Source organism: Brevundimonas sp. (assembly GCF_003248455.1).
Taxonomy (GTDB): domain Bacteria; phylum Pseudomonadota; class Alphaproteobacteria; order Caulobacterales; family Caulobacteraceae; genus Brevundimonas.
Genome location: NZ_QFNM01000002.1, coordinates 53239 through 74433 on the forward strand (window position 1 = coordinate 53239; position 21195 = coordinate 74433).

Sequence of the window (21195 nt, forward strand, 5' to 3'; positions counted from 1 at the left end):
AACCCTCGCCGCGTCAGTGGACGATTATTCGGGGCGAACGCGCTTCTTGCGGAACGACGGGTTCAGCACCTGCTTGCGCAGGCGGATGGACTTCGGCGTCACCTCGACCAGTTCGTCGTCGTCGATATAGGCGATGGCCTGTTCCAGCGACATCTGGCGCGGCGGGGTCAGGCGAACCGCCTCGTCCTTGCCGGCGGCCCGGACGTTGGTCAGCTGCTTGCCCTTGATCGGGTTGACGTCCAGGTCGTCCCAGCGCGCGTTCTCGCCGATGATCATGCCCTGATAGGTCTTTTCGCCCGCGCCGACAAACATGACGCCGCGATCTTCCAGGTTCCACAGGGCGAAGGCGGCGGTCTCGCCGTCCGAGTTCGAGATCAGCACGCCCTTCAGACGGCCGGCGATGGCGCCCTTGTGCGGCTCATAGTGGCTGAACACGCGGTTCAGAACGCCCGAACCGCGCGTGTCGGTCAGGAACTCGCCCTGATAGCCGATCAGGGCGCGCGACGGCGCCTTCAGGCTGATGCGGGTCTTGCCGGCGCCGGACGGACCCATGTCCGACAACTCGGCCTTGCGGGCCGAAAGCTTCTCGATGACGACGCCGGTGAACTCGTCGTCCACGTCGATCATGACGTCCTCGATGGGCTCCAGCTTCTCGCCGTTCTCGCCTTCCTTGAACACCACGCGCGGACGCGAGATCGAGACCTCGAAGCCTTCGCGGCGCATGTTCTCGATCAGAACGCCCAGTTGCAGTTCGCCGCGCCCCGCGACCTCGTAGGCGTCGCCGCCTTCGGTCGTCGTCACGCGGATGGCGACGTTGGCCTCGGCCTCCTTCAGCAGGCGGTCGCGGATGACGCGCGACTGGACCTTGTCGCCTTCGCGGCCAGCCAGGGGGCTGTCGTTGACCGAGACGGTCATGGAGATGGTCGGCGGGTCGATCGGCTGGGCGTCCAGCGGCTCGGTGACTTCCATGGCGCACAGGGTGTCGGCCACGGTCGCCTTGGACATGCCGGCGATGGCGACGATGTCGCCCGCTTCCGAACCCTCGTCCAGCGGCTGGCGCTTCAGGCCGCGGAAGGCCAGGACCTTGGTGATGCGGCCGCGCTCGATCTCCTTGCCGTCGCGGTCCAGGGCGTGGATCGCCATGCCGGGGATCGCCTTGCCGCTCTCGATCCGGCCGGTCAGCAGGCGGCCCAGGAAGGGGTCGCTTTCGATCAGCACGTTCAGCATGCGGAACGGCTTGTCCTTGTTGGCCTGGACGGCGGGCGGCGGGACGTGGTCGACGATCAGGTCGAACAGCGGCGCCAGATTGTCGTTGGGCTGGTTCAGGTCCAGCGTCGCCCAGCCGTTGCGGCCCGAGGCGTAGATGTGTGGGAAGTCCAGCTGTTCGTCGGTCGCGCCGATGGCGGCGAACAGGTCGAAGGTCTCGTTGTGGACGCGGTCCGGGTCGGCGTGGGCGCGGTCGACCTTGTTGATGCACAGGATCGGACGCAGGCCCATCTTCAGGGCCTTGGTCAGCACGAACTTGGTCTGGGGCATGACGCCCTCTTCGGCGTCGACCAGGATGACGCAGCCGTCCACCATGCCCAGGATACGCTCGACCTCGCCGCCGAAGTCGGCGTGGCCGGGGGTGTCGATGATGTTGATGCGGGTCTCGCCCGCCTTTCCGTTCCAGAGCACCGAGGTGCACTTGGCCAGGATGGTGATGCCGCGCTCCTTCTCCTGGTCGTTGGAGTCCATGGCGCGCTCGGTCGTCGCCTCATTGGCTCGGAACACGCCGGACTGGGCGAGCAGTTGATCCACCAGGGTCGTCTTGCCGTGGTCGACGTGGGCGATGATGGCGACGTTGCGCAGGTTCATGAAGGGCTCGGGCGGACTGTGTTCGGTCGCGGAGAATCCGCGCCGCTGCAAGGGATGCAGGCATTGGGGGGAGAAAGTTTCGCGCGCCTCTTACAGGCAAGAGCGGCGAAACGCCAGAGCAGGCGGCCAAGACCCGTTCAGGCGTCAGCCCAGGTCGCGGGTCATGTAGCGCGCATCGGCGCCGTAGCTGGCCAGCTTGGCCGCCATGCCCGGGACCGTCTTCTCGGCGAACCCCTGGCGCGACCAGAAGCCGACGGCGTCGTTGACCGCCACCAGGGCGATGACCGGCCAGCCGTCCTTGGCCGCCTGCTCGGCCAGCCGTTCCACGATCGCGCCGGTCGCGCCTGCGCCCCGCGCTTCGGGATGCAGAGCCAGGTCGTGCAGATAGATCAGGCTGGGGTCGGCCGGCAGGCCCTCGATCACCGTGTTCAGCGGCGGCGCGCTGTCGGCCTTCCACGGATAGGCGATCAGATAGCCCCTGGCCGGGGCGTCGCCGTCGGCCAGGACGAAACAGCCGCGCGGATAAAGCGCCAGCCGGTTCTCGAAACAGGCCTGGTCCTCGAAATGATCGGGAAAGGACAGCCGCGCCACTCCGACCACCGCCGCGATGTCGCCCGGCCGCATGGGCCGCCAGCTCAACCCGCCGTCGGCGCGGGGCAGCGTGCGTTCAGTTCCGCCTTCTGGAAGCGCCATCGAATGGTCCTTTCCCGCCCGTCGACCACGCCTTCGATCCGCGCGTTCAGGGCCTCGCCATCGCGTTCATAGACGACGCGCTTGGGAAAGTCGTCGGCGGCCGCCTGTTCGAACACGACATGGCCGGGGCCGGAGGCGACGACGGCGAACACCGTGACCGGCGCTCCTCCCGGCTGGGCGAAGTAGGCGTAGGGCGCGTCAGAGGCCGGGCCGGTCGGCGCGATGCGCGACTGTTCGAAGCCTATGCGGTCGCCCCGGATCGTCACATTGACGCCCAGCATCAGCGACAGGCGCGGATCGGTCCAGATTTCCGAAACCTCGCGTCCCGGCTCGCACGAAAGCCAGGCGCCGGCCATCCAGCCCAGGTCGGGTCGCAGGTTCGGGGTTTGCAAGGCGACGGCCATGGTCAGCGCGATCAGCATGATGGGATATCCCTCTCTCCGACACCGACCCTAGTCGGCGTGAGGCGGACCCGGCTTGTAGGTTTTCGACGCTATGGCGCGGGCCAGTTCGTGCTGCTCTCGCGCCCATTCGGTGGCGGTGCAGCCTAGAAATCGACGAAAGTCGCGCGCCATCTGGGGCTGGTCGAAATATCCCGCGACCAGCCCCGCCTCCAGCCAGCTGGCGTCGGCGCTGGGCGTTGCAGCGTGATCGAACACGCGCCGGAAGCGAAAGATCGAGCGCAGCATGCGCGGCGAGACGCCGACGCGATCCGCGAACCGGCGTTGCAGGGCGCGGCGGTCGCCGGGCGAGCGGCAGGATATGGGCTTGTCTTCGGCGGCGGCCTCGATCTCGGCCCGGATGACCGGGTCGATCGCCCAGTCCCCGCGCCGTCTCAGGTCGTCAAGCCAGGCGACGAAGGCGGCGGCCTGTCCTTTGGGATCGCCGGGCGGCGGGACGAAACCGGCCAGGCGCGCCGTCATGTCCAGCCGCCGGTCCGTCGCCGTCGCCAGGGTCAGGCCCAGAAAGTCCCTGGCTCCGTCGGGTTCGAAGCGGATGGCGACCAGTTCGGTCGGGCCGGTCGGCCGCATCACCAGGGGACGGGTCATCTGGCCGGCGAACAGGGCGGACGGTTGCAGGTGGAAGGTCCCGTCCGGGCCCTGCTCCGCATAGGGCGCGCCCAGGTCGAAGATCAGTTCGGGGCAGCCGTCCGGCGCGATCCGCTGGATCGTCATGCTGGGGTCGGGGGCGGCGTAGGTCCAGATGACGCGGACGAAGGGCCGCAGCGCTGCGGGCGGCTCGAACTCCCGGTAGCGGTCCTCCCCCGAGGCCACCTCAGTTCACCTTCGACGGGTCCGGCGGCGCCTCCGGCAGGGCGGATACCGGGACGCCGTCCGCCTTCAGCTTTTTGACGTCGGCGGGCGTGGCCTCGCCATAGATCTCGCGTCTTTCGGACCGGCCCTCATGGATCGCGCGCGCCTCGCGGGCGAAGGCGTCCCCGACATAGTCGAAATTGGCCTCGACATGGGCGCGCACCTCGCGGGCGGCCTCCATCATCATGGTCTGCATCGTCTTCACGGCCTCGAGCGCGGCGGCGGGGGGCGAGCGTTTCGCGCCGCTGACGGAGGGCGACATCACCGCCTTTTCGACCTCGCTGGAGCCGCAAAACGGGCATTCCACCAGGCCGCGCGCCGCCTGGTCGTCATAGTCGGAAGACGAACCGAACCAGGCTTCGAAACCGTGGTCGTGGTCGCATTTCAGGGCGTAGCGGATCATCGGCGGTCAGGAGGCAGGCAGGAAGTCGCGGTCATGGGTCAGGGCCGGCACCGCGGCGCGGGCGCGTCGCACCGCCTCCATGTCCAGTTTCGCCGTCACGATGCAAGGCTCGTCGTGATCGGCCTTGGCGATGATCTCGCCCCAGGGCCCGACGACGGTGGAGCGGCCCCAGGTGCGCCGGCCGTCTTCGTGCAGACCGCCCTGCGCCGGCGCCAGGACGAAGGCTCCGGTCTCGATGGCGCGGGCGCGCAGCAGGGTCTCCCAGTGGGCCTCGCCAGTCGGGGCGGTGAAGGCGGCGGGAATCGCGATCATCGAGGCGCCCGCCTTGGCCAGCTGGCGATACAGGTGGGGAAAGCGGATGTCGTAGCAGACGGTCAGACCCAGGCGTCCCCAAGGCGTATCGGCCGCGACCGCCCTGTCGCCCGGCCGCACCGTGGCGCTCTCGCGATAGCGTTCTCCGTTCGGCAGGTCGACATCGAAGACATGCAGCTTATCATACCGCGCCGTGATCGCGCCCGACGAGTCGACCAGAAGCGAGCGATTGGCCGCCCGCCCCTCCCCGACGCGCCCCGACCGCACGATGGCCGAGCCGATAAGCAGCCAGACGTCTAGTTCGGCCGCCAGGCGACGCAGGCCGAGAACCGCCACATCCTGATCCTCGTCGATGACGGCGGCGTCGCGACGCTCGCCGCGCTGCTCCAGGACATTGGTCCCCTCCGGCGTCAGGATGAACCGCGCCCCGGTCGAGGCCGCCTGGCGGATCAGCGGCTCGACATGAGCCAGCGCGTCCCGCGCCGTCGCCGGCGTACGGGTCTGGATCAGGGCGATGTCGATCCCGCCGCTCATCGACATCAGGCGGCCAGCAGGGCGTCCAGCTTGCCGTCGCGGTCCAGCGCGTGGATGTCGTCGGACCCGCCGATGTGCCGGCCGTCGATGAAAATCTGCGGGAAGGTCACTCGGCCGCCGGACTTCTCGACCATTTCGGCCTTCTTGTCGGCGTCGTTGGAGGCCACGATCTCGGTATAGTCCACGCCCTTCTTCTTCAGCAGCGACATGGCGCTGAAGCAGTAGGGGCAACCGGGCTTGGTGTAGATGACGACGTCGGCCAAAGGGATTCTCCACTCAAAAATTTCACGCCCTCAAGTCGAGCATCGCCATGCAGCGGGCGGCGGGGCGCATTCTACATAGTCAGTTCACGGGCGTTTCGCACCCGTGCGATCACGGCCAGGTCCACCGCCCGCGCGCCCGCCTCGATCAGAGCGCGCGCGCAGGCCTCGCCGGTCGCGCCCGTGGTCAACACGTCGTCGATCAGAAGGATGCGCCGTCCCCGAATGCGCCGCCGCCCCGCCTCGGTGACGACGAAGGCCTTTTTCACGTTCAGCCGCCGCCCCCGTCGGCTCTTTCCGCCCTGGCTTGCGGTGTGGGACGTGCGGATCAGGGCGTCGGGCAGATAGTCGCGCGCCGCGCTGCGGGCCAGGGGGCGGGCGATCTCGGCCGCCTGGTTGAACCGGCGCGACAACAGGCGAAACGGATGCAGAGGCACCGGGACCACGGCGTCCGCCGCTTCGACCAGTTCGGCCGCGGCCCGCCCGATCCAGCGCGCGAACAGGGGGGCGAGCTGCTGCTGGTCCCCATGCTTGAACCGCAGGATCAGGCCGCGCGACGCCTCGTCGTACAGGCATGCCGCCCGCGCCCGTTCGAAGACGTAGGGCTGGGCGACGCAGGCCGCGCAACGGGCTTCGGCGAAGGCGCCGCCGTCGTATTCGAACGCGGCGCCGCAGCCGTCGCAGACCGGCGCCTCCAGAAACCGAATGCGGCTCCAGGCGTCGGGCGTCAGGCCGGCCGCTGCCGTCGCCTCGCGGCTGTCATGAGCCGTCGGGGGCAGGATCAGATCGGCCAGTCCGCGGCCCCAACCGGCGCCGCCCGACCGCAACCGCCGCGCCGCCCCTTCCCAGGCGCGCCGCCAGCCCCCATCCTGTGCGTCCATGACCGTCTCCCCCGTCCCTTCCGAAGGCCCCCCGCGCATCTTCGACGCCGCCCGCCGCCAGGCTCGCCTGGCGCGATCGGCCCGCCGCTTCCATCAGGCCGATTTCCTCCACGTCCGCGCCGCCGAAAACGCCGCCGAGAGCCTGGAGGCGATAGTGCGCGATTTTCCCGTCGTGGTCGATCTTTCCGCCCATTCCGGCGTGTTTGATCGTGCAGTACGCGCCAGCGACGCCGCGCCCCGCGTCGGCGCCGTCTCCGCGCCCCTCGGCCTGGACCGGCGGGCCGCGCCGGGCACCCAGGCCCTGCCCCTCTCCGACGCATCGACCGACCTGATCGTTTCGCTTCTGACGCTGCACTGGGCCAACGACCTGCCCGGCGCCCTGGCGCAGATCCGCCGGGCGCTGAAACCGGACGGCCTGTTCATCGGGACCCTGTTCGGCGCGCGAACCCTGAAAGAGCTGCGTGCGGTGTTGACCGAGGCCGAACTGGCCGAGCGCGGCGGCGCCCAGGCGCGGGTGTCGCCTTTCGCCGACGGCTATGACGGGGCGGCCCTTCTGCAACGGGCCGGCTTCGCCCTGCCGGTCTCGGACGTGGATCGGTTCACGGTGCGATACCCCGACCTGTTCGCCCTGATCGGCGACCTTCGGGCGATGGGCGAGACCAATGGGCTGCACGGCCCCGTGCGGCCGTTGAACCGTCGCATCGTCGCGCGCGCCGCCGCCCTTTACGCCGAACGCCACGGCCTGGAGGACGGCCGCATCCCCGCGACCTTCGAGATCATCCACCTGGCCGGCTGGAAGCCGCACGACAGCCAGCAGAAACCTCTGCCGCGCGGTTCGGCCAAGACCCGTCTGGCCGATGCGCTGGGCGTCCGGGAAATGACGGGCGAGGAACCGGACTAGCCGCTTATGGCGGCCTTCATGGCCGTAGTCAGCTTTTCGACGGTCACGGCCAGGCCGCCGTTCTGGGCGTTCGCGAAGGCGTTGATGGAGCCCACTATGGCCAGGAAGATCAGGGCGCAGATCAGGCCGTATTCGATGGCGGTCGCGCCGCCCTCGTCGTGCAGGAATCGGCCGATAAGACGTCGCATGACCGGCCTCCCTGGTCGGCGGTGGTTACAGCAGGTCGCGCAGCCAGGCGACCAGGGGTTCGTCCGCCGGCGGCATGGGATAGTCCGAAAGCTTCTCCGGCTTCACCCAGGCCAGGCCGTCGTGCTCACGCGCCGTGACCACGCCGTCCCAGCGCCGGCACAGATACAATGGCATCAACAGGTGAAATGAATCGTAAGCATGGCTGGCGAAAACGAACGGCGACAGGCAGTTTTCGCTGACGTCGATCCCTAGCTCTTCCTTCAGCTCGCGGATCAGGGCCTGTTCAGGCCGTTCGCCCGGCTCCACCTTGCCGCCGGGAAATTCCCAAAGCCCGGCCAATGTCTTGCCCTGCGGCCGTTTGGCGATCAGCACCCGCCCGTCCACATCGATCAGGGCGACGGCGACGACCAGGACGGTGGGGATCGGCGCTTCGTTCACGAGCGATAATCGCCGTTGATCTCGATGTAGCCCTTGGTCAGGTCGCAGGTCCAGACGGTGGCGGACGCCCGGCCGGAACCGACATCGACGGTGATGTCGATCTCGGGATTCTTCATATAGGCCGTCATCTTGGCCTCGTCATAGGTCGAGGCCGGGGCGCCGTCGATGGCGGCCTGGTGCGGACCGAACCGGATGGCCAGGCGGTCGCGGTCGACCGGCTCCTCGGTCTTGCCCACGGCCATGACCACCCGGCCCCAGTTGGCGTCCTGACCGGCGATGGCGGTCTTGACCAGCGGGCTGTCGGCGATGGACTTGGCCAGCTTCCGCGCCGAGGCGGGGCTGGCCGCGCCGTCCACCGTCACCTTTACGAACTTGGTCGCGCCCTCGCCGTCGCGCACCAGCTGGTGCGCCAGGTCCAGCATCACCTTGTCCAGGGCGGCGGAAAAGCTCTTCAGCCGCCGGTCGCCGACCCGGCCGATGCGCGGCGCGCCCGAGGTTCCTGTGGCGAACAGAAGCGCCGTGTCGTTGGTCGAGGTGTCGCCGTCCACCGTCACCGAGTTGAAGGTGGTGCGGACATGCAGGCCCAGCAGCGCCTGCAGCACGTTCGGATGGATGTCGGCGTCGGTGACGATGAAGGCCAGCATGGTCGCCATGTCCGGCGCGATCATGCCCGACCCCTTGGCGATCCCGGCGATGCGGACCTTGTAGCCCTCGATCTCGGCCTCGGCGTAGGAGCCCTTGGGGAAGGTGTCGGTGGTCATGATGCCGCGCCCGGCCCTGGCCCATTGATCGGATGGATGGGCGGCCTCCAGCCCGTTCTCGATCTCGGGCAGTTTGGCGACGATCTTCCTGTCGTCCAGCACCACGCCGATCACCCCGGTCGAGGCCAGCATGACGTCGCGCTGGCGGCAGCCGAACCGTTTGGCGACCTCCGAGGCGGTGCGTCTGGCGGCGTCGGCCCCGGCCTTGCCGGTGAAGGCGTTGGCGCACCCGGCGTTGACCACCAGGGCCCGCACATCCTTGCCGCCTTCCGCGCCGCCCAGATGCTTCTTGCACCAATCGACGGGCGCCGATCCGATCTTGTGGCGGGTGAAGACGCCGGCGCAGCTGGTCCCGCGGGCGAAGCGGAACACCACCAGGTCGTCGCGCTCGTGCTTGTAGAAGCCCGCCCGGGCGGTGGCGATCTCGACCCCGCCGATGGGCGGAATGGCGGGAAAGGGCGTGGCCAGGGGCGAGATCGCCAGGCCAGGCTTGCCGGCGGGGGCCGGTGCTGGCGCGGCGGCGGCGGCCGAAGGCTCCGTTCCGGCGACCCGGGTCGCGCGCTTCAAGGCCGTGGCGAAGGGGTCCAGCGCCTTTTCGAACACCTGTTCGATCTTCTGGCCGGTCGTGGAGGGGGGCTTGGTCATGTCAGGCGGCCGGTTCGGAGGGCTGGGCGGGCGCGGCGGGGGGCGTATTGGCGGGCGGCTTCGGCGGGGCGGGCAGGCGGATATCGACCTTGGCCTTGCCCCGAAGCTGCTCCAGCAACTGGCGCACGCCCTCATACGTCAGATAGCGCACGATCTGCGGCCGGGCCTGCTCCAGGGTGGGCGGCGTCTCCTTTCGCCGGTCCTCTACCCGCAGCACGGCCCAACCGCCTTCCGTCTGAAAAGGCCCGACGACGGCGCCTGCCGGCTTGTCGCGCAGGGCGTCGGCATAGGCCTGGGGCATGACGTCCAGCGTCGAATAGCCCAGGTCCCCGCCCGAGAATCGCGTCGCCTCGTCGATGGACCGCTCCATCGCCACCGCCTCGAACCCGGCGCCCTGGCCCAATATTCCGATCACCGCGTCGGCCTCGGGCCGGGTGCGCGACAGGATCAGCCGCACGCGGATTTCCTCGGCGTTCTTCGCCAGCCGCAGCTGCTCGTTATAAAGCGTCTGCACCGCTTGGTCCGACACGGCCTTGTCGACCACGCTCTCCACCAGCATGTCGCCCAAGATGCGCTCGCGCGTCGCCTCGAGGCGACGCTGGGCCAGGGCCGAGGAATCCAGGCGACGGCGCTGGGCCTCTCCGGCCAGGAGCTTCTGGTCGATCACCTCGTCCAGCACCCGGCGGAACAGGTCCGACGTCGCGTCCAGCGGCTCGCCCTCGCCGATCAACCCTTGCGCAACGGCCTCGCGCCGCACGTCGGAGGCCCAGATGGTGCGATCCTGCACCGTGGCCACGGCCTGGTCGCCCGGCTCCGGCGGCCGGTCGCCCCCGTCGCGCGAGCAGGCCGCCGTCGTCAGTCCGGCGGCCAGAAGCGCGGCCAGGACCGCCGTTTTTCGCCAGGTCGAGGGTCGCCGGAATGGGATCAAGGAGGCGCTCCGTCGAAGGCGGCCGAAAGCCCCTCGCGTTGACAGGGGTTAGGCCGGTGCTTAAGTCCGCCCTGCGCCCAAGTCGAGGGGTTTTGATCGTCTGCGCGGCCCTTCGCGCGCGCCTGGTTCCGGCGCGCCGCGGCCGCCGTCGGTTCGGGCCTCTCTCGCGGCGTCCCTATCGCCGCCCTCACGGGATTTCAGAGCCGCTCCTCGTTGACGCTCGACCTTTACCGGATCTGACATGCTCGGCTTCGCCAAGAAATTTTTCGGTTCTTCCAACGACCGCAAGGTCAAGGCTTTTCAGGACCAGGCTCAGCGGATCAATGCGCTGGAGCCCAGGTTTGCGGCCTTGTCCAACGACGAACTGCGGATGATGACCGACGCCTTCAAGGACCGACTGGCGAACGGCGAGACCCTGGACAAGATCCTGCCCGAGGCCTTCGCCGTCGTGCGCGAGGCGTCCAAGCGGGTGCTGGGCCAGCGTCAGTACGACGTCCAGCTGGCCGGGGGCATGATCCTGCACGAAGGCGGCATCGCCGAGATGCGGACCGGCGAGGGCAAGACCCTGGTGGCCGTGGCCCCCGTCTATCTGAACGCCCTGGCCGGCAAGGGCGTGCACGTCATCACCGTCAACGACTATCTGGCCCGCCGCGACGCCGAGACGATGGGCAAGGTCTATCGCTTCCTGGGTCTCGAGGTCGGGGTCATCGTCAACGGCCTGTCCCAAGGCCAGCGCCAGGCCGCCTACGCCGCCGACGTCACCTATGGCACCAACAACGAGTTCGGCTTCGACTATCTGCGCGACAACCTGGTCTATGACCGGCGCGAGATGGTGCAGCGTCCGCACAACTTCGCCATCGTCGATGAGGTCGATTCCATCCTGATCGACGAGGCGCGCACGCCCTTGATCATCTCGGGTCCGACCGAGGACCGTTCGGACCTCTACAAGGTGCTGGACGCCCTGATCAAAGACCTGATCAAGGACAAGGACACCTATGAGCTGGACGAAAAGCAGAAACAGGTCCTGCTGACCGAACTGGGTTCGGAGCGGATGGAAGAGGCGCTGGAAGCCGGCGGCCACTTCGCCGCCGACACCACGGGCCTGTACGACGCGGCCAACATCAGCCTGGTCCACCACGCCAACCAGGCCCTGCGCGCCAACACTCTGTATCAGCGCGACAAGGACTACATCATCAAGGGCGGCGAGATCGTCCTGATCGACGAATTCACCGGCCGCATGATGACCGGCCGTCGTCTGTCCGAGGGCCTGCACCAGGCCATCGAGGCCAAGGAGGACGTCAAGATCCAGCCCGAGAACCAGACCCTGGCCTCGGTGACGATCCAAAACTACTTCCGCCTCTATGAAAAGCTGTCGGGCATGACCGGCACCGCCGCGACCGAGGCCCAAGAGTTCGGCGACATCTACAAGATGGATGTCTTGGAGGTGCCGACCAACCGGCCGATCCAGCGCAAGGACTACGACGACGAGGTCTATCGGACCCACGAAGAGAAGAACCAGGCGATCGCCAGGCAGATCGCCGAATGCCACCTGGCCGGCCAGCCGATCCTTGTCGGCACCGTCTCGATCGAGCGTTCGGAGCAGCTGTCGGACCTGCTGAGCCGCTATGAGCACAAGGTGGAGGTGTCGCGCACGCTGAAGCCGGAGTATGCTGGCCGGGCCAAGGAGGCCGAGAAGATCGGCGACGCCGCCTATGACATCGTCTACGAGACCAAGCTGCGGGGCATTCCGCACAACGTCCTGAACGCGCGCCAGCACGAGCAGGAGGCCTATATCGTCGCCGACGCGGGCCTGCCCGGCGCCGTCACCATCGCCACCAACATGGCTGGCCGCGGCACCGACATCCAGCTTGGGGGCAACCTCGAGATGAAGATGCAGAAGTGGCTACTGGAACAGCGCAACATGGCTGTCGAAGTCACTCCCGAGATGGAGGCGGCCAAGGAGGCCGAGTTCAAGGCCGAGATCGCCGTCCAGCGGGAAATCGCGCTCGCCGCCGGCGGCCTGTTCGTCCTGGGCACCGAACGTCACGAAAGCCGTCGCATCGACAACCAGCTGCGCGGCCGCACCGGCCGCCAGGGCGACCCAGGCGTGTCGAAATTCTACCTGTCCTGCGAGGACGACCTGCTGCGCATCTTCGCCGGCGACCGTCTGGACTCGATCATGAAGACCTTCGGCGTGGCGCAGGGCGAGGCCATCACCCACCCCTGGCTGAACCGCGCCATCGAAACCGCCCAGAAGCGCGTCGAGACCCGCAACTACGACATCCGCAAGAACCTGCTGAAATACGACGATGTCGTGAACGACCAGCGCAAGGCCGTCTTCGAGCAGCGCCAGGAATTCATGGACTCCGAGGACCTGTCCGAACTGGTCGGCGATTTCCGCCGCGACGTGGTTTCCGACCTGGTCGAACGCTATATGCCGCCCAAGGCCTATGCCGAACAGTGGGACATCGACGGCCTGGACGAGAAGGTCCGCACGACCCTGGGCCTGGAGCTGCCGCTGCACGACTGGGCCGCCGAGGAAGGCGTCTCCAACGAGGAGATCGAGGAACGCCTGCTGGCCGCCGCCGACGCCCGCGCCGCCGAACGGCTGGAACTGATCGGCGCCGAACAGACGCGCGGTCTGGAAAAGCAGTTCATGCTGCAGATGATCGACATGCAGTGGCGCGAGCATCTGGTCCACCTGGACCATCTGCGCGGCGTCATCGGCCTGCGCGGCTATGGCCAGCGCGACCCGTTGCAAGAGTACAAGACCGAAGCCTTCTCTCTGTTCGAAAGCCTGCTCTACGATCTGCGCCACAATGTCACCCGCTGGCTGATGACCGTGGAGTTCCGTTTCCAGCCCCCGCCCGAACTGCCCGAGTTCCAGGAAATCCACCTGAACCCCGGCACCGGCGAGAACGAGATGACGAATCCGTCGGCTCAGAACCCGGAACAGGCCCTGATCGGCGACGACCGCTCCAAATTGCCGGTCGAGGCCCTGCCGCCGGGTTGGGAAATGACCGGCCGCAACGCTCCCTGCCCCTGCGGCTCCGGCCGCAAGTTCAAACACTGCCACGGCGCTCTGGCTTGAGAGGCGCGCCGTGCGCGGCGGCTTGTCGCCTGAGCGCTTGGTGAGACGTTCGTTCGACGGCTAAGGAAGAGGGATGACCTACAAGTCCCTCTTCTCCCGCGCCCTGGCGGCGGCGCCGGATCGGCTGCATTTCGCGGCGCATAGCCATCATCTGTGGCCCGACGCCGGTTTCGAGGGCCAGCAGCAGGCCTGGCTCGACGCCAATCGGCACGCCGATCACAAGTGGGACCTTGTGTTCGGCCAGGTGATCCCCGAGGCTCAGGCCCATGTCGCCGCCGAGCTGAACCTGGCGTCGCCAGACAGCCTGGTCTTTTCCTCCAACACCCATGATTTCCTGCTGCGCCTGTTCTCGGGATTGGAGCGGTCGCCGGCCCGCATCCTGTCGACCGACGGAGAGTTCCATTCTTTCCGGCGTCAGGCGGATCGGTGGGAGGAGGTCGGCGCGGCGGCGGTGACGCGCGTGCCCCTGGCGCCCTTCGACTCCTTCGCGGATCGCTTCGTCGAAGAGGCGAAGAGCGGGGGTTACGACTGGATCGTCGTCAGCCAGGTCTTCTTCCGCACGGGCGGCCTCTTCGACCGTATGGAAGACTTGGCCGCCCTGGCCCGGCCGGAAGGGCCGTGGGTCCTGATCGACGGCTATCACGGGTTCATGGCGACCCCGACCGATCTGTCGGCGGTGGCCGACCGGGTCTTCTACGTCGCCGGCGGCTATAAATACGCCATGGCGGGCGAGGGGGCCTGTTTCCTGCACGCTCCGCCCGACTTCTGCGCCCGACCCGTCGTCACCGGCTGGTTCGCAGAGTTCGGCGACCTGTCCGGGCCGCCCGGCGGGGTCCGGTATCGCAGCGACGGCGGCCGCTTCTGGGGCGCGACCTTCGACTGTTCGGCGCTTTATCGGTTCAATGCGGCGCGGCGGATGCTGGCCGAGCAGGGCCTGGACACCGCAGCCGTCGCCGCCCATGCCCGCGGCTTGGCGGCCCGGTTCCAGGCGGCGCTCGCGTCTGGCGAAGCGGGCGCGCCGGCCCGGGCGGAGGTGCTCAATCCGGTGCAGGGCGAGGCGCCCCGGGCGCGCTTTCTGGCGCTGCGCCATCCCGACGCCCCCGCCTGGCGCGCCGCGCTGAGGCAGGCGGGCGTCGTCGCCGACGTTCGCGACGATGTCATCCGCTTCGGCTTCGGCCTTTATCAGGACGCCGAGGACGTGGAACGTCTGATCGCCGCCTCGGCCGCCCTCTGATCAATAGAAGGTCGTGTCTTCCTGCTGGCTGGCGGCCGGTGCGGCCCGGCGAGGGGGCTGCGGACGCGCGGACGACGCGGCGGGCCGCGCGTCTCCCTGGTCCTGGCCCTGCGGACCCAGCGGGGCGGGGCCGGACGGGGAGTCGATCGGCGGTATCGCCGACAGATCGGGATAGGGCATGGCCGCCGTCCCGTCCGGCGCGCTCGGCTCCTCTTCGGACGGCGACAGAGCCTGGTCGGGGTCCCCCAGCCTGTCCGGCGCCCCGACGTCGTCGCGGATGAAGGCCCAGGCGCGGCTGTCGGCGCAGCCGCAAGCCTTCAGGAAGCCGTCCCGGTCGCGCCACAGGATCAGGGGATAGCTGATCCGCACCCCGGAATCGCGCAGCAGCCGGCCCAGCTGGTCGTCGAACCGCCGCCCGGCCTCCACCACGGCGGTCCGCGCCAGATCGTTGTCCGCCTGGGGCAGGCCGGCCGCCGTCCAGCTGTTCGCGGGCGTCGCCATCCAGCGTTGGTAGAGCGGCCAGTCGCGGCTCAGCCACAGCTCCGCGACCGTGGCCCGCTCTGCCGCCGTCGATCGCGGCGTTCCCTCCGCATCGGCGCGTGCGAACACGATGAAGCGGGTCTCGACCCCCGCCGCCTTCAGCTTGGCGACCTCGTCGCGCAGATAGCGATGGCTGGCGGCGCTGTCGCGATAGGTGACGATATAGAGCGGCTGGCCCCCGCCGCCGTCCGAGACCCACGACGCCTCGTTCAGCAATCGCTGCACCTCGCCTGCATTGCGGCTGATCGTGACCGGCTGGAACCGGGAATAGAAGTTCCAATAGGCCCAGTAACCCCCGCCCGCGAGCAGCAGGCCGATCACGGCCGCGACGACCGAACCCATGAAAAAGCGACGCATGTCGACCCTGGCGCTCCAGCTTCACCTTTGGAAGTCCTCAACGCTTAGCATCGAAATCCGTTGTCCGCGCCCCGGTCCCCGGCGATGCCGGTGCGGCGGCCTGACAAAATGTCGCGAAAATTCGTTTGCGCGGGTTCTTGAACCCGGCGACGCCATCCCCATCTCCCGTTCCGACGCTGCGGAACACCCCCTCCGAACCGCAGCGAAGCGAGACCGGCGCCCTCCCCTCCCCCTCCAGGCGCCGCTCGCGCAGGCCGCCGGACTCCCCCAGTCCGGCGGCTTTCTGCTTTGTGGCGCTGCACAATAATTCCAAGCTTATCGTCGATCACCAGAATGATCGGTCGCGGGGGGCTTCCCGCGCGACCGGACCTGGCCTAGTCAGCAGGCGTGGCGCCACGTCGCGCCGCGCATCTAGCGGCCGCGCCGCGTTGTTCGAGACTGCTCGTCCATGACCGCCCCCGATCTGCGCCACCCCGTCCAGCCTATAACGGAAGCCGCGCTGGAGGCGGCCTTCGCCCGGCTCGTGGGAACCGAGCCCGGCGCGGCGGAAAAGGTCTATCTGACCCAGGCGTACGAGGACTACGCCGCCGACGAGACCCCGGAACTGGACGGCGAGGACCTGGCCGCCCTTCTGGCCGCCTCCTGGACGGCGGCGAAGACCTATCCGCACGACGCCGCGCCGCCGGCTATCACCGTCGGCCCCTTGCAGGGCGCGGACGGCAAGGCGTTGGATTACGACCTTGTCCGCATCGTCCAGGCCGACGCCCCCTTCCTGGTCGACAGCGTCATGGGCGCCCTGGCCGAGGCCGGCGTCTCCGTGCGCGCCCTGTTCCACCCGGTGGTGGATCTGGACGGCCGTCGCCTGTCGATCATCATGCTGGTCATCGACGGCGTGCCCCAGGAGCGGCGCGACGCCTTGGGCGAGGGCCTGGCGCAGAGCCTGGCTGATGTCCACGCCGCCGTCGCCGACCACGAGGCCATGACCGCCCTGATGCGCCAGGCGGTCCAGCGGCTGGAGGCGACCCCGCCCGCAGTCGATCCGGCGGTCCTGGCCGAGAACATCGCCTTCCTGAAATGGCTCAAGAGCGATCATTTCGTCTTCTTGGGCGCGCGCGACTACGACTATCCGCTGAACGCCGCCGGAGAATACGAGGCCGAGGCGCCGCTGGGTCAGTCGGGCCACGGCCTGGGCATACTGGCCGACCCCGAACGCGCCGTGCTGCGCCGCGCCTCCGAACCCGCGGTCCTGACGGCCCAGATGCGCCGCCAGCTGGACCTGTCCGAGCCAGTCACGGTGGCCAAGGCCAACGCCCGATCTCGGGTTCATCGCCGCGCCTACATGGACTACGTCGGGGTCAAGCGTTACGGCGCGGACGGCAAGGCGACGGGCGAGACCCGCTTCGTCGGCCTGTTCACCTTCGAAGCCTATGATCAGCTGGCGACCGAGGTTCCGCTGGTGCGCCGCAAGGTGGCCAACGCCCTGGCCCGCGCCGACAAGGCGCCGGGCAGCCACAACGAGAAACGCCTGAAGAACATCCTGGAGAACTACCCCCGGGACGAGCTTTTCCAGATCAGCGAGGACGAACTCCTGTCCATCGCCCTGGGCATTCTGCACCTGTACGATCGGCCGCGCATCCGCCTGTTCTCGCGCCAGGACCCGTTCGACCGCTTCGTCTCGGTCCTGTGCTTCATCCCGCGCGAGAAGTTCGACGCGGCGGTGCGCGAACGCATCGGCCAGATCGTGGCGCGCGCCTGGGGCGGTCGCATCTCCGCCTGGTATCCGCAACTGTCCGACGCGCCCCTGGTGCGCGTCCACTACATCATCGGCGTCAAGCCGGGCGACCATCCGATCCCCGATCCGGTCCAGTTGGAGGCCGATGTCGCCGAGGCCGGTCGCGGCTGGGTCGACCGCTTCGAGGCGGGGCTGCGACGTTCGGGCGTGGAGGAGGTCTCGGTCGGACCGCTCAGCGCCAAATGGGCGCGGGCCTTCGGCGCCGGCTATCGCGACCGCTACGACGCGGACGAGGCTGCGGTCGATCTGCAGTTCATGACCCGGCTGAACGACAGCGGCGCGCCGGGGGAGGGGGAGCCGGTCGCCGTACGCGCCTTCCGCACCCCGGACGACAGCCGCCTGCAGTTCCGCTTCAAACTGTATCGCCGCGGCTCGGCCGTGCCCCTGTCCGACGTCCTGCCGATCCTGGCGGCCATGGGCCTGAAGACGCTGGAGGAATACGGCAACGCCATCCGTCCGCTGGGCGACGCCGAAATCCACATCCACGAATTCCTGATGGAGGATCCGCGCGGCGAGGCGCTGATCTTCAACGACGTGAAGGGGCCGTTCGAGGAGGCCTTCGCCGCCGTCTGGACCGGCCGCAACGAAAGCGACGGCTTCAACCGCCTGGTGATCGAACTGGGCGTCGACTGGCGCGAGGCGGCCCTGATCCGCACCCTGGCCCATTACCGCCAGCAGACCGGCCTCGATCCGTCCCAGACCGTCCAGGAAGAAGCGCTGCGCGAATACCCCGACGTGGCCCGCGCCCTTCTGTCGCTGTTCAAAGCCAAGTTCGAACCGGCGGCCGGCGGGTCGGCCGACGACCGCGGCGCCGCCGTGGCCGAGCTTGAGGGCAGGATCACCGCCCTGCTCCAAGACGTGAAGAGCCTGGATCACGACCGGGCGCTGCGCCGCATCGCCGCCCTGATCGGCGCCATCAAGCGCACCAACTATTTCCAGCGCGACGCCGAGGGCGCCCCCAAGCCGCACATCTCCATCAAGATCGCCTCGCGCGAGCTGGACGACCTGCCGCTGCCCAAACCCTATCGCGAAATCTTCGTCTGGGCGCCGCATGTGGAGGGGGTGCATCTGCGCTTTGGTCCCGTCGCGCGCGGCGGCCTGCGCTGGTCGGATCGCCGTGACGATTTCCGCACCGAGGTTCTGGGTCTTGTCAAGGCGCAGCAGGTCAAGAACGCCGTCATCGTGCCGGTCGGCTCCAAGGGCGGCTTCTATCCCAAGCAGCTGCCCCGCACCTCGGATCGCGAGGCCATTCAAGGCGAGGCCATCCGCGCCTATCGCACCTTCCTGTCGGGCCTTCTGGACATCACCGACAACATCGCCGCCGACGGTTCGGTGGTCCATCCGGCGGACGTGATCGCCTGGGAAGGGGACGACCCCTATCTGGTCGTCGCGGCCGACAAGGGCACGGCGACCTTCTCCGACATCGCCAACGGCGTCTCGGCCTCCTACGGCTTCTGGCTGGGCGACGCCTTCGCCTCGGGCGGCTCGGTCGGTTACGACCACAAGGCCATGGGCATCACCGCGCGCGGCGCCTGGGAGGCGGTCAAGCGCCACTTCCGCGAGATGGGCAAGGATATCCAGACCGAGCCCTTCACCATGGTCGGCGTGGGCGACATGTCCGGCGACGTGTTCGGCAACGGCGCCCTGTTGTCCAAGGCCACGCGCCTGGTCGCCGCCTTCGATCATCGCGACATCTTCATCGATCCGAACCCGGATCATGTCGCCGGCTGGACCGAAAGGAAGCGTCTGTTCGACCTGCCGCGCTCGTCCTGGCAGGACTATGACAAGCGTTTGATCTCCGAGGGCGGCGGCGTTTTCTCGCGCTCGGCCAAGGCGATCCAGCTGACGCCCCAGATCAAGGCGGCGCTGGACGTCGCCGACGACGTGCTGGACCCCGTCGGGCTGATCCGCGCCATCCTGAAAGCGCCGGTCGAACTGCTCTATCTGGGCGGGATCGGGACCTATGTGAAATCGGCCGCCGAGACCGACGCCCAGGTCGGCGACAAGGGCACCGACGCCCTGCGCATCAATGGCGACGAACTGCGCGTCAAGGTCGTGGGCGAGGGCGCCAACCTGGGCTTCACCCAGGCGGGCCGCATCGCCTTCGCCCATAACGGCGGCCGCATCAACACCGACGCCATCGACAACTCCGCCGGGGTCGACACCTCCGACCACGAGGTCAACATCAAGATTCTGGTCGGCTCGGCCGTGACCAACGGCGTCCTGCCGACGGACCAGCGCGCCCCGCTTCTGGCCTCCATGACCGACGAGGTGGGCCAGAAGGTTCTGGCCCACAACTACGACCAGACCCTGGCCCTGACGCTGCAACAGGCCGAAGGCGTCGGCGCCCTGGACGCCCAGCAGCGGTTCATGCAGAGCCTGTCGGCGCGTGGAAAGCTGGACCGCAAGGTCGAGGGCCTGCCCAACGACGCCCGCGTCAAGGAACTGATGACAGCGGGCATCCCGCTGGCCCGGCCGGAGCTGGCCGTCCTGATGGCCTACGCCAAGCTGGAGCTGTCGGACGACATCGTCGCCTCGCAGGCGCCCGAGGATCCCTTCTTCGAACAGATCCTGGTCCGCTACTTCCCCGAGGCCCTGGCCCGGTTCGAACCGGAGATGAAGAGCCACCGTCTGCGGCGCGAGATCATCGCCACCGTCATGGCCAACGAAGTCGTCAACATGTGCGGCCCGACCTTCCCCGACCGCCTGCGCGGCTCGGCGGAATGCGACACCACCGCACTGATCATCGCCTTCGAGGCCGCGCGCCGCGTCTTCCGCCTGGACGAAGCCTGGGACGCCGTGTCGGCTCTGGACCTGAAGATCTCGGCCGAGGCGCAGATCGCCCTGTATCAGGAGATCGCCGTCGTCCTGCGTCGTCAGACCTTCTGGCTGGCCCGTCGCGCCAAGGGCGGTCTGTCGGTTCAGGCCCTGATCGACCGCTATCGTCCGATCGCCGACGCCTTGCAGGCCGAGGGCGCGCCGGTCCTGTCGCGCTTCGAACAGGGGCGCCTAGATGCGCGCGTCAAACGCTTCGCCGACCACGGTGCGCCCGAGGATCTGACCCGCAGCATCGCCATCATGCGCCCCCTCGTCGCCGCCTCCGATATCGGGGACCTGGCGCAGGAGGCGAACTGGCCGGTCGGGGCCATGGCGCGCCTGTATCACCAGGTCGGGGCCGCTTTCGACTTCGACCGTCTGCGTGCCGCCGCCGGCTCCATTCCGTCTGCGGATCATTTCGATCGTCTCGCCGTCCGTCGTCTGATCGAGGATCTGATGAACGAGCAGGCGGCCCTGACCCGCGCCGTCGCCCGCGCCTCCGATCCGTCTGTCGGTGTCAGCGAGGACGCGGCCGAGGCCGCCGTCGACGCCTGGATCGGCTCCAAACAGGCGACGGTTCAGGGCGTGCGCGCCTCGGTGGACGAGATCGAACAGTCCGGCTCGGGCTGGACCTTCGCCAAACTGACCATCGCCAACGCCACCATCCGCGACCTGGCTTCGGCCGCCACGCGGGGCTGAGGCGGGCTCGAGGCTCAGGCCGCTTGACGGGGCGGCCGTCTGGCGGCCTCTTCTCGTCCGACATCAGGCTGGGGAGGCCGCAATGCCGAGAAAGTTCCTCGTCGTCGTCGACGACAGCCCCGAGTTCGACGCGGCCCTGCGCTTCGCCTCGCGCCGGGCCAGATCGACGGGCGGGCGCGTGGTGATGCTGCGCGTCCTGCCGTCCGACAGCGACGCCCACTGGTCCGGCGCCCGCGAGGAGATCGCCCGCCAGCAACGCCAGGAGGCCGAGGTCCTGCTGACTCGTCTGGGCGAGGAGGCCATGGCCCGCTCGGGCGCGGCGCCGGTCTTCTTGATCGAGACCGGCGACGCCCAGGGGGCCATCAAGAAGGTCGTCGCCGCAGACCCCGACATCAAGATCCTGGTCCTGGCGGCTGGAACCGGCTCGCGCGGGCCTGGGCCGCTCGTCTCGGCGATCATCAAGCACGGCGCCCAGATCGGCGGCCGAAAACTGCCCGTCACCATCGTTCCGGGCGAGCTGACCGAGGAAGAGATCGAAGACCTGGCCTGA

Annotated in this window: 18 protein-coding genes; 5 read left to right on the forward strand and 13 right to left on the reverse strand. The window is 68.6% G+C overall.

What is annotated here, in order from left to right:
• Positions 1 to 24: 24 nt before the first annotated feature.
• The 8 genes from typA to DI624_RS00930 all read right to left on the reverse strand — a co-directional run bounded on the left by typA (position 25) and on the right by DI624_RS00930 (position 6253).
• Positions 25 to 1857, reverse strand: coding sequence for a translational GTPase TypA (gene typA / locus DI624_RS00895; protein WP_291535483.1), 1833 nt, complete (start codon positions 1855 to 1857; stop codon positions 25 to 27).
• Between the two features lie 144 nt (positions 1858 to 2001).
• Positions 2002 to 2550: a GNAT family N-acetyltransferase gene (locus DI624_RS00900; RefSeq protein ID WP_291535484.1), complete on the reverse strand. Its 549-nt coding sequence runs from the start codon at positions 2548 to 2550 to the stop codon at positions 2002 to 2004.
• Positions 2493 to 2972 carry a DUF6265 family protein gene (locus DI624_RS00905; RefSeq protein WP_291535485.1) on the reverse strand — a complete coding sequence of 160 codons (480 nt, stop codon included), beginning with the start codon at positions 2970 to 2972 and terminating at the stop codon, positions 2493 to 2495. The genes DI624_RS00900 and DI624_RS00905 overlap by 58 nt, the downstream gene beginning before the upstream one ends.
• A gap of 30 nt (positions 2973 to 3002) precedes the next feature.
• Positions 3003 to 3824 (reverse strand): helix-turn-helix domain-containing protein, encoded by an 822-nt coding sequence (locus tag DI624_RS00910; RefSeq protein ID WP_291535486.1) that lies wholly within the window; start codon positions 3822 to 3824, stop codon positions 3003 to 3005.
• Between the two features lies 1 nt (position 3825).
• Positions 3826 to 4266, reverse strand: a complete 441-nt coding sequence (locus tag DI624_RS00915; protein ID WP_291535487.1) for a DUF1178 family protein — start codon at positions 4264 to 4266, stop codon at positions 3826 to 3828.
• A 6-nt stretch (positions 4267 to 4272) separates the two neighbouring features.
• On the reverse strand, positions 4273 to 5112 hold the full coding sequence (locus DI624_RS00920) for a carbon-nitrogen hydrolase family protein (protein WP_291535545.1): 840 nt from the start codon (positions 5110 to 5112) through the stop codon (positions 4273 to 4275).
• Between the two features lie 5 nt (positions 5113 to 5117).
• Positions 5118 to 5375, reverse strand: a complete 258-nt coding sequence (gene grxC / locus DI624_RS00925) for a glutaredoxin 3 (protein WP_291535488.1) — start codon at positions 5373 to 5375, stop codon at positions 5118 to 5120.
• A 71-nt stretch (positions 5376 to 5446) separates the two neighbouring features.
• A complete protein-coding gene (locus DI624_RS00930; RefSeq protein ID WP_291535490.1) occupies positions 5447 to 6253 on the reverse strand; it encodes a ComF family protein in 807 nt (268 codons plus the stop codon).
• Between DI624_RS00930 and DI624_RS00935 the strand changes: the two genes are divergently transcribed.
• Complete coding sequence (locus DI624_RS00935; protein WP_291535491.1) at positions 6252 to 7154, forward strand: methyltransferase domain-containing protein; 903 nt, start codon at positions 6252 to 6254, stop codon at positions 7152 to 7154. The genes DI624_RS00930 and DI624_RS00935 overlap by 2 nt on opposite strands.
• On the opposite strand, the gene DI624_RS00940 is transcribed toward DI624_RS00935, so the two are convergent.
• The 4 genes from DI624_RS00940 to DI624_RS00955 are packed head-to-tail and all read right to left on the reverse strand — an operon-like array spanning position 7151 to position 10070.
• Positions 7151 to 7342 carry a Flp family type IVb pilin gene (locus tag DI624_RS00940; protein WP_291535493.1) on the reverse strand — a complete coding sequence of 64 codons (192 nt, stop codon included), beginning with the start codon at positions 7340 to 7342 and terminating at the stop codon, positions 7151 to 7153. The genes DI624_RS00935 and DI624_RS00940 overlap by 4 nt on opposite strands.
• A gap of 25 nt (positions 7343 to 7367) precedes the next feature.
• Positions 7368 to 7766, reverse strand: coding sequence for a (deoxy)nucleoside triphosphate pyrophosphohydrolase (locus tag DI624_RS00945; RefSeq protein WP_291535546.1), 399 nt, complete (start codon positions 7764 to 7766; stop codon positions 7368 to 7370).
• An 11-nt stretch (positions 7767 to 7777) separates the two neighbouring features.
• Positions 7778 to 9187 (reverse strand): bifunctional glutamate N-acetyltransferase/amino-acid acetyltransferase ArgJ, encoded by a 1410-nt coding sequence (argJ, locus tag DI624_RS00950; protein ID WP_291535494.1) that lies wholly within the window; start codon positions 9185 to 9187, stop codon positions 7778 to 7780.
• A 1-nt stretch (position 9188) separates the two neighbouring features.
• On the reverse strand, positions 9189 to 10070 hold the full coding sequence (locus tag DI624_RS00955; RefSeq protein WP_291535547.1) for a peptidylprolyl isomerase: 882 nt from the start codon (positions 10068 to 10070) through the stop codon (positions 9189 to 9191).
• 286 nt (positions 10071 to 10356) lie between these two features.
• Here DI624_RS00955 and secA point away from each other — a divergent pair, with 286 nt between their 5' ends.
• Both secA and DI624_RS00965 read left to right on the forward strand, forming a co-directional pair.
• Positions 10357 to 13206 (forward strand): preprotein translocase subunit SecA, encoded by a 2850-nt coding sequence (gene secA, locus DI624_RS00960; protein ID WP_291535495.1) that lies wholly within the window; start codon positions 10357 to 10359, stop codon positions 13204 to 13206.
• 73 nt (positions 13207 to 13279) lie between these two features.
• Positions 13280 to 14440 (forward strand): aminotransferase class V-fold PLP-dependent enzyme, encoded by a 1161-nt coding sequence (locus tag DI624_RS00965; RefSeq protein ID WP_291535496.1) that lies wholly within the window; start codon positions 13280 to 13282, stop codon positions 14438 to 14440.
• Here DI624_RS00965 and DI624_RS00970 read toward each other — a convergent pair whose 3' ends face one another.
• Positions 14441 to 15337: a hypothetical protein gene (locus tag DI624_RS00970; RefSeq protein WP_291535497.1), complete on the reverse strand. Its 897-nt coding sequence runs from the start codon at positions 15335 to 15337 to the stop codon at positions 14441 to 14443.
• A 448-nt stretch (positions 15338 to 15785) separates the two neighbouring features.
• Between DI624_RS00970 and DI624_RS00975 the strand changes: the two genes are divergently transcribed.
• Positions 15786 to 20645: an NAD-glutamate dehydrogenase gene (locus DI624_RS00975; protein WP_291535498.1), complete on the forward strand. Its 4860-nt coding sequence runs from the start codon at positions 15786 to 15788 to the stop codon at positions 20643 to 20645.
• An 82-nt stretch (positions 20646 to 20727) separates the two neighbouring features.
• Positions 20728 to 21195, forward strand: a complete 468-nt coding sequence (locus tag DI624_RS00980) for a universal stress protein (protein WP_291535499.1) — start codon at positions 20728 to 20730, stop codon at positions 21193 to 21195.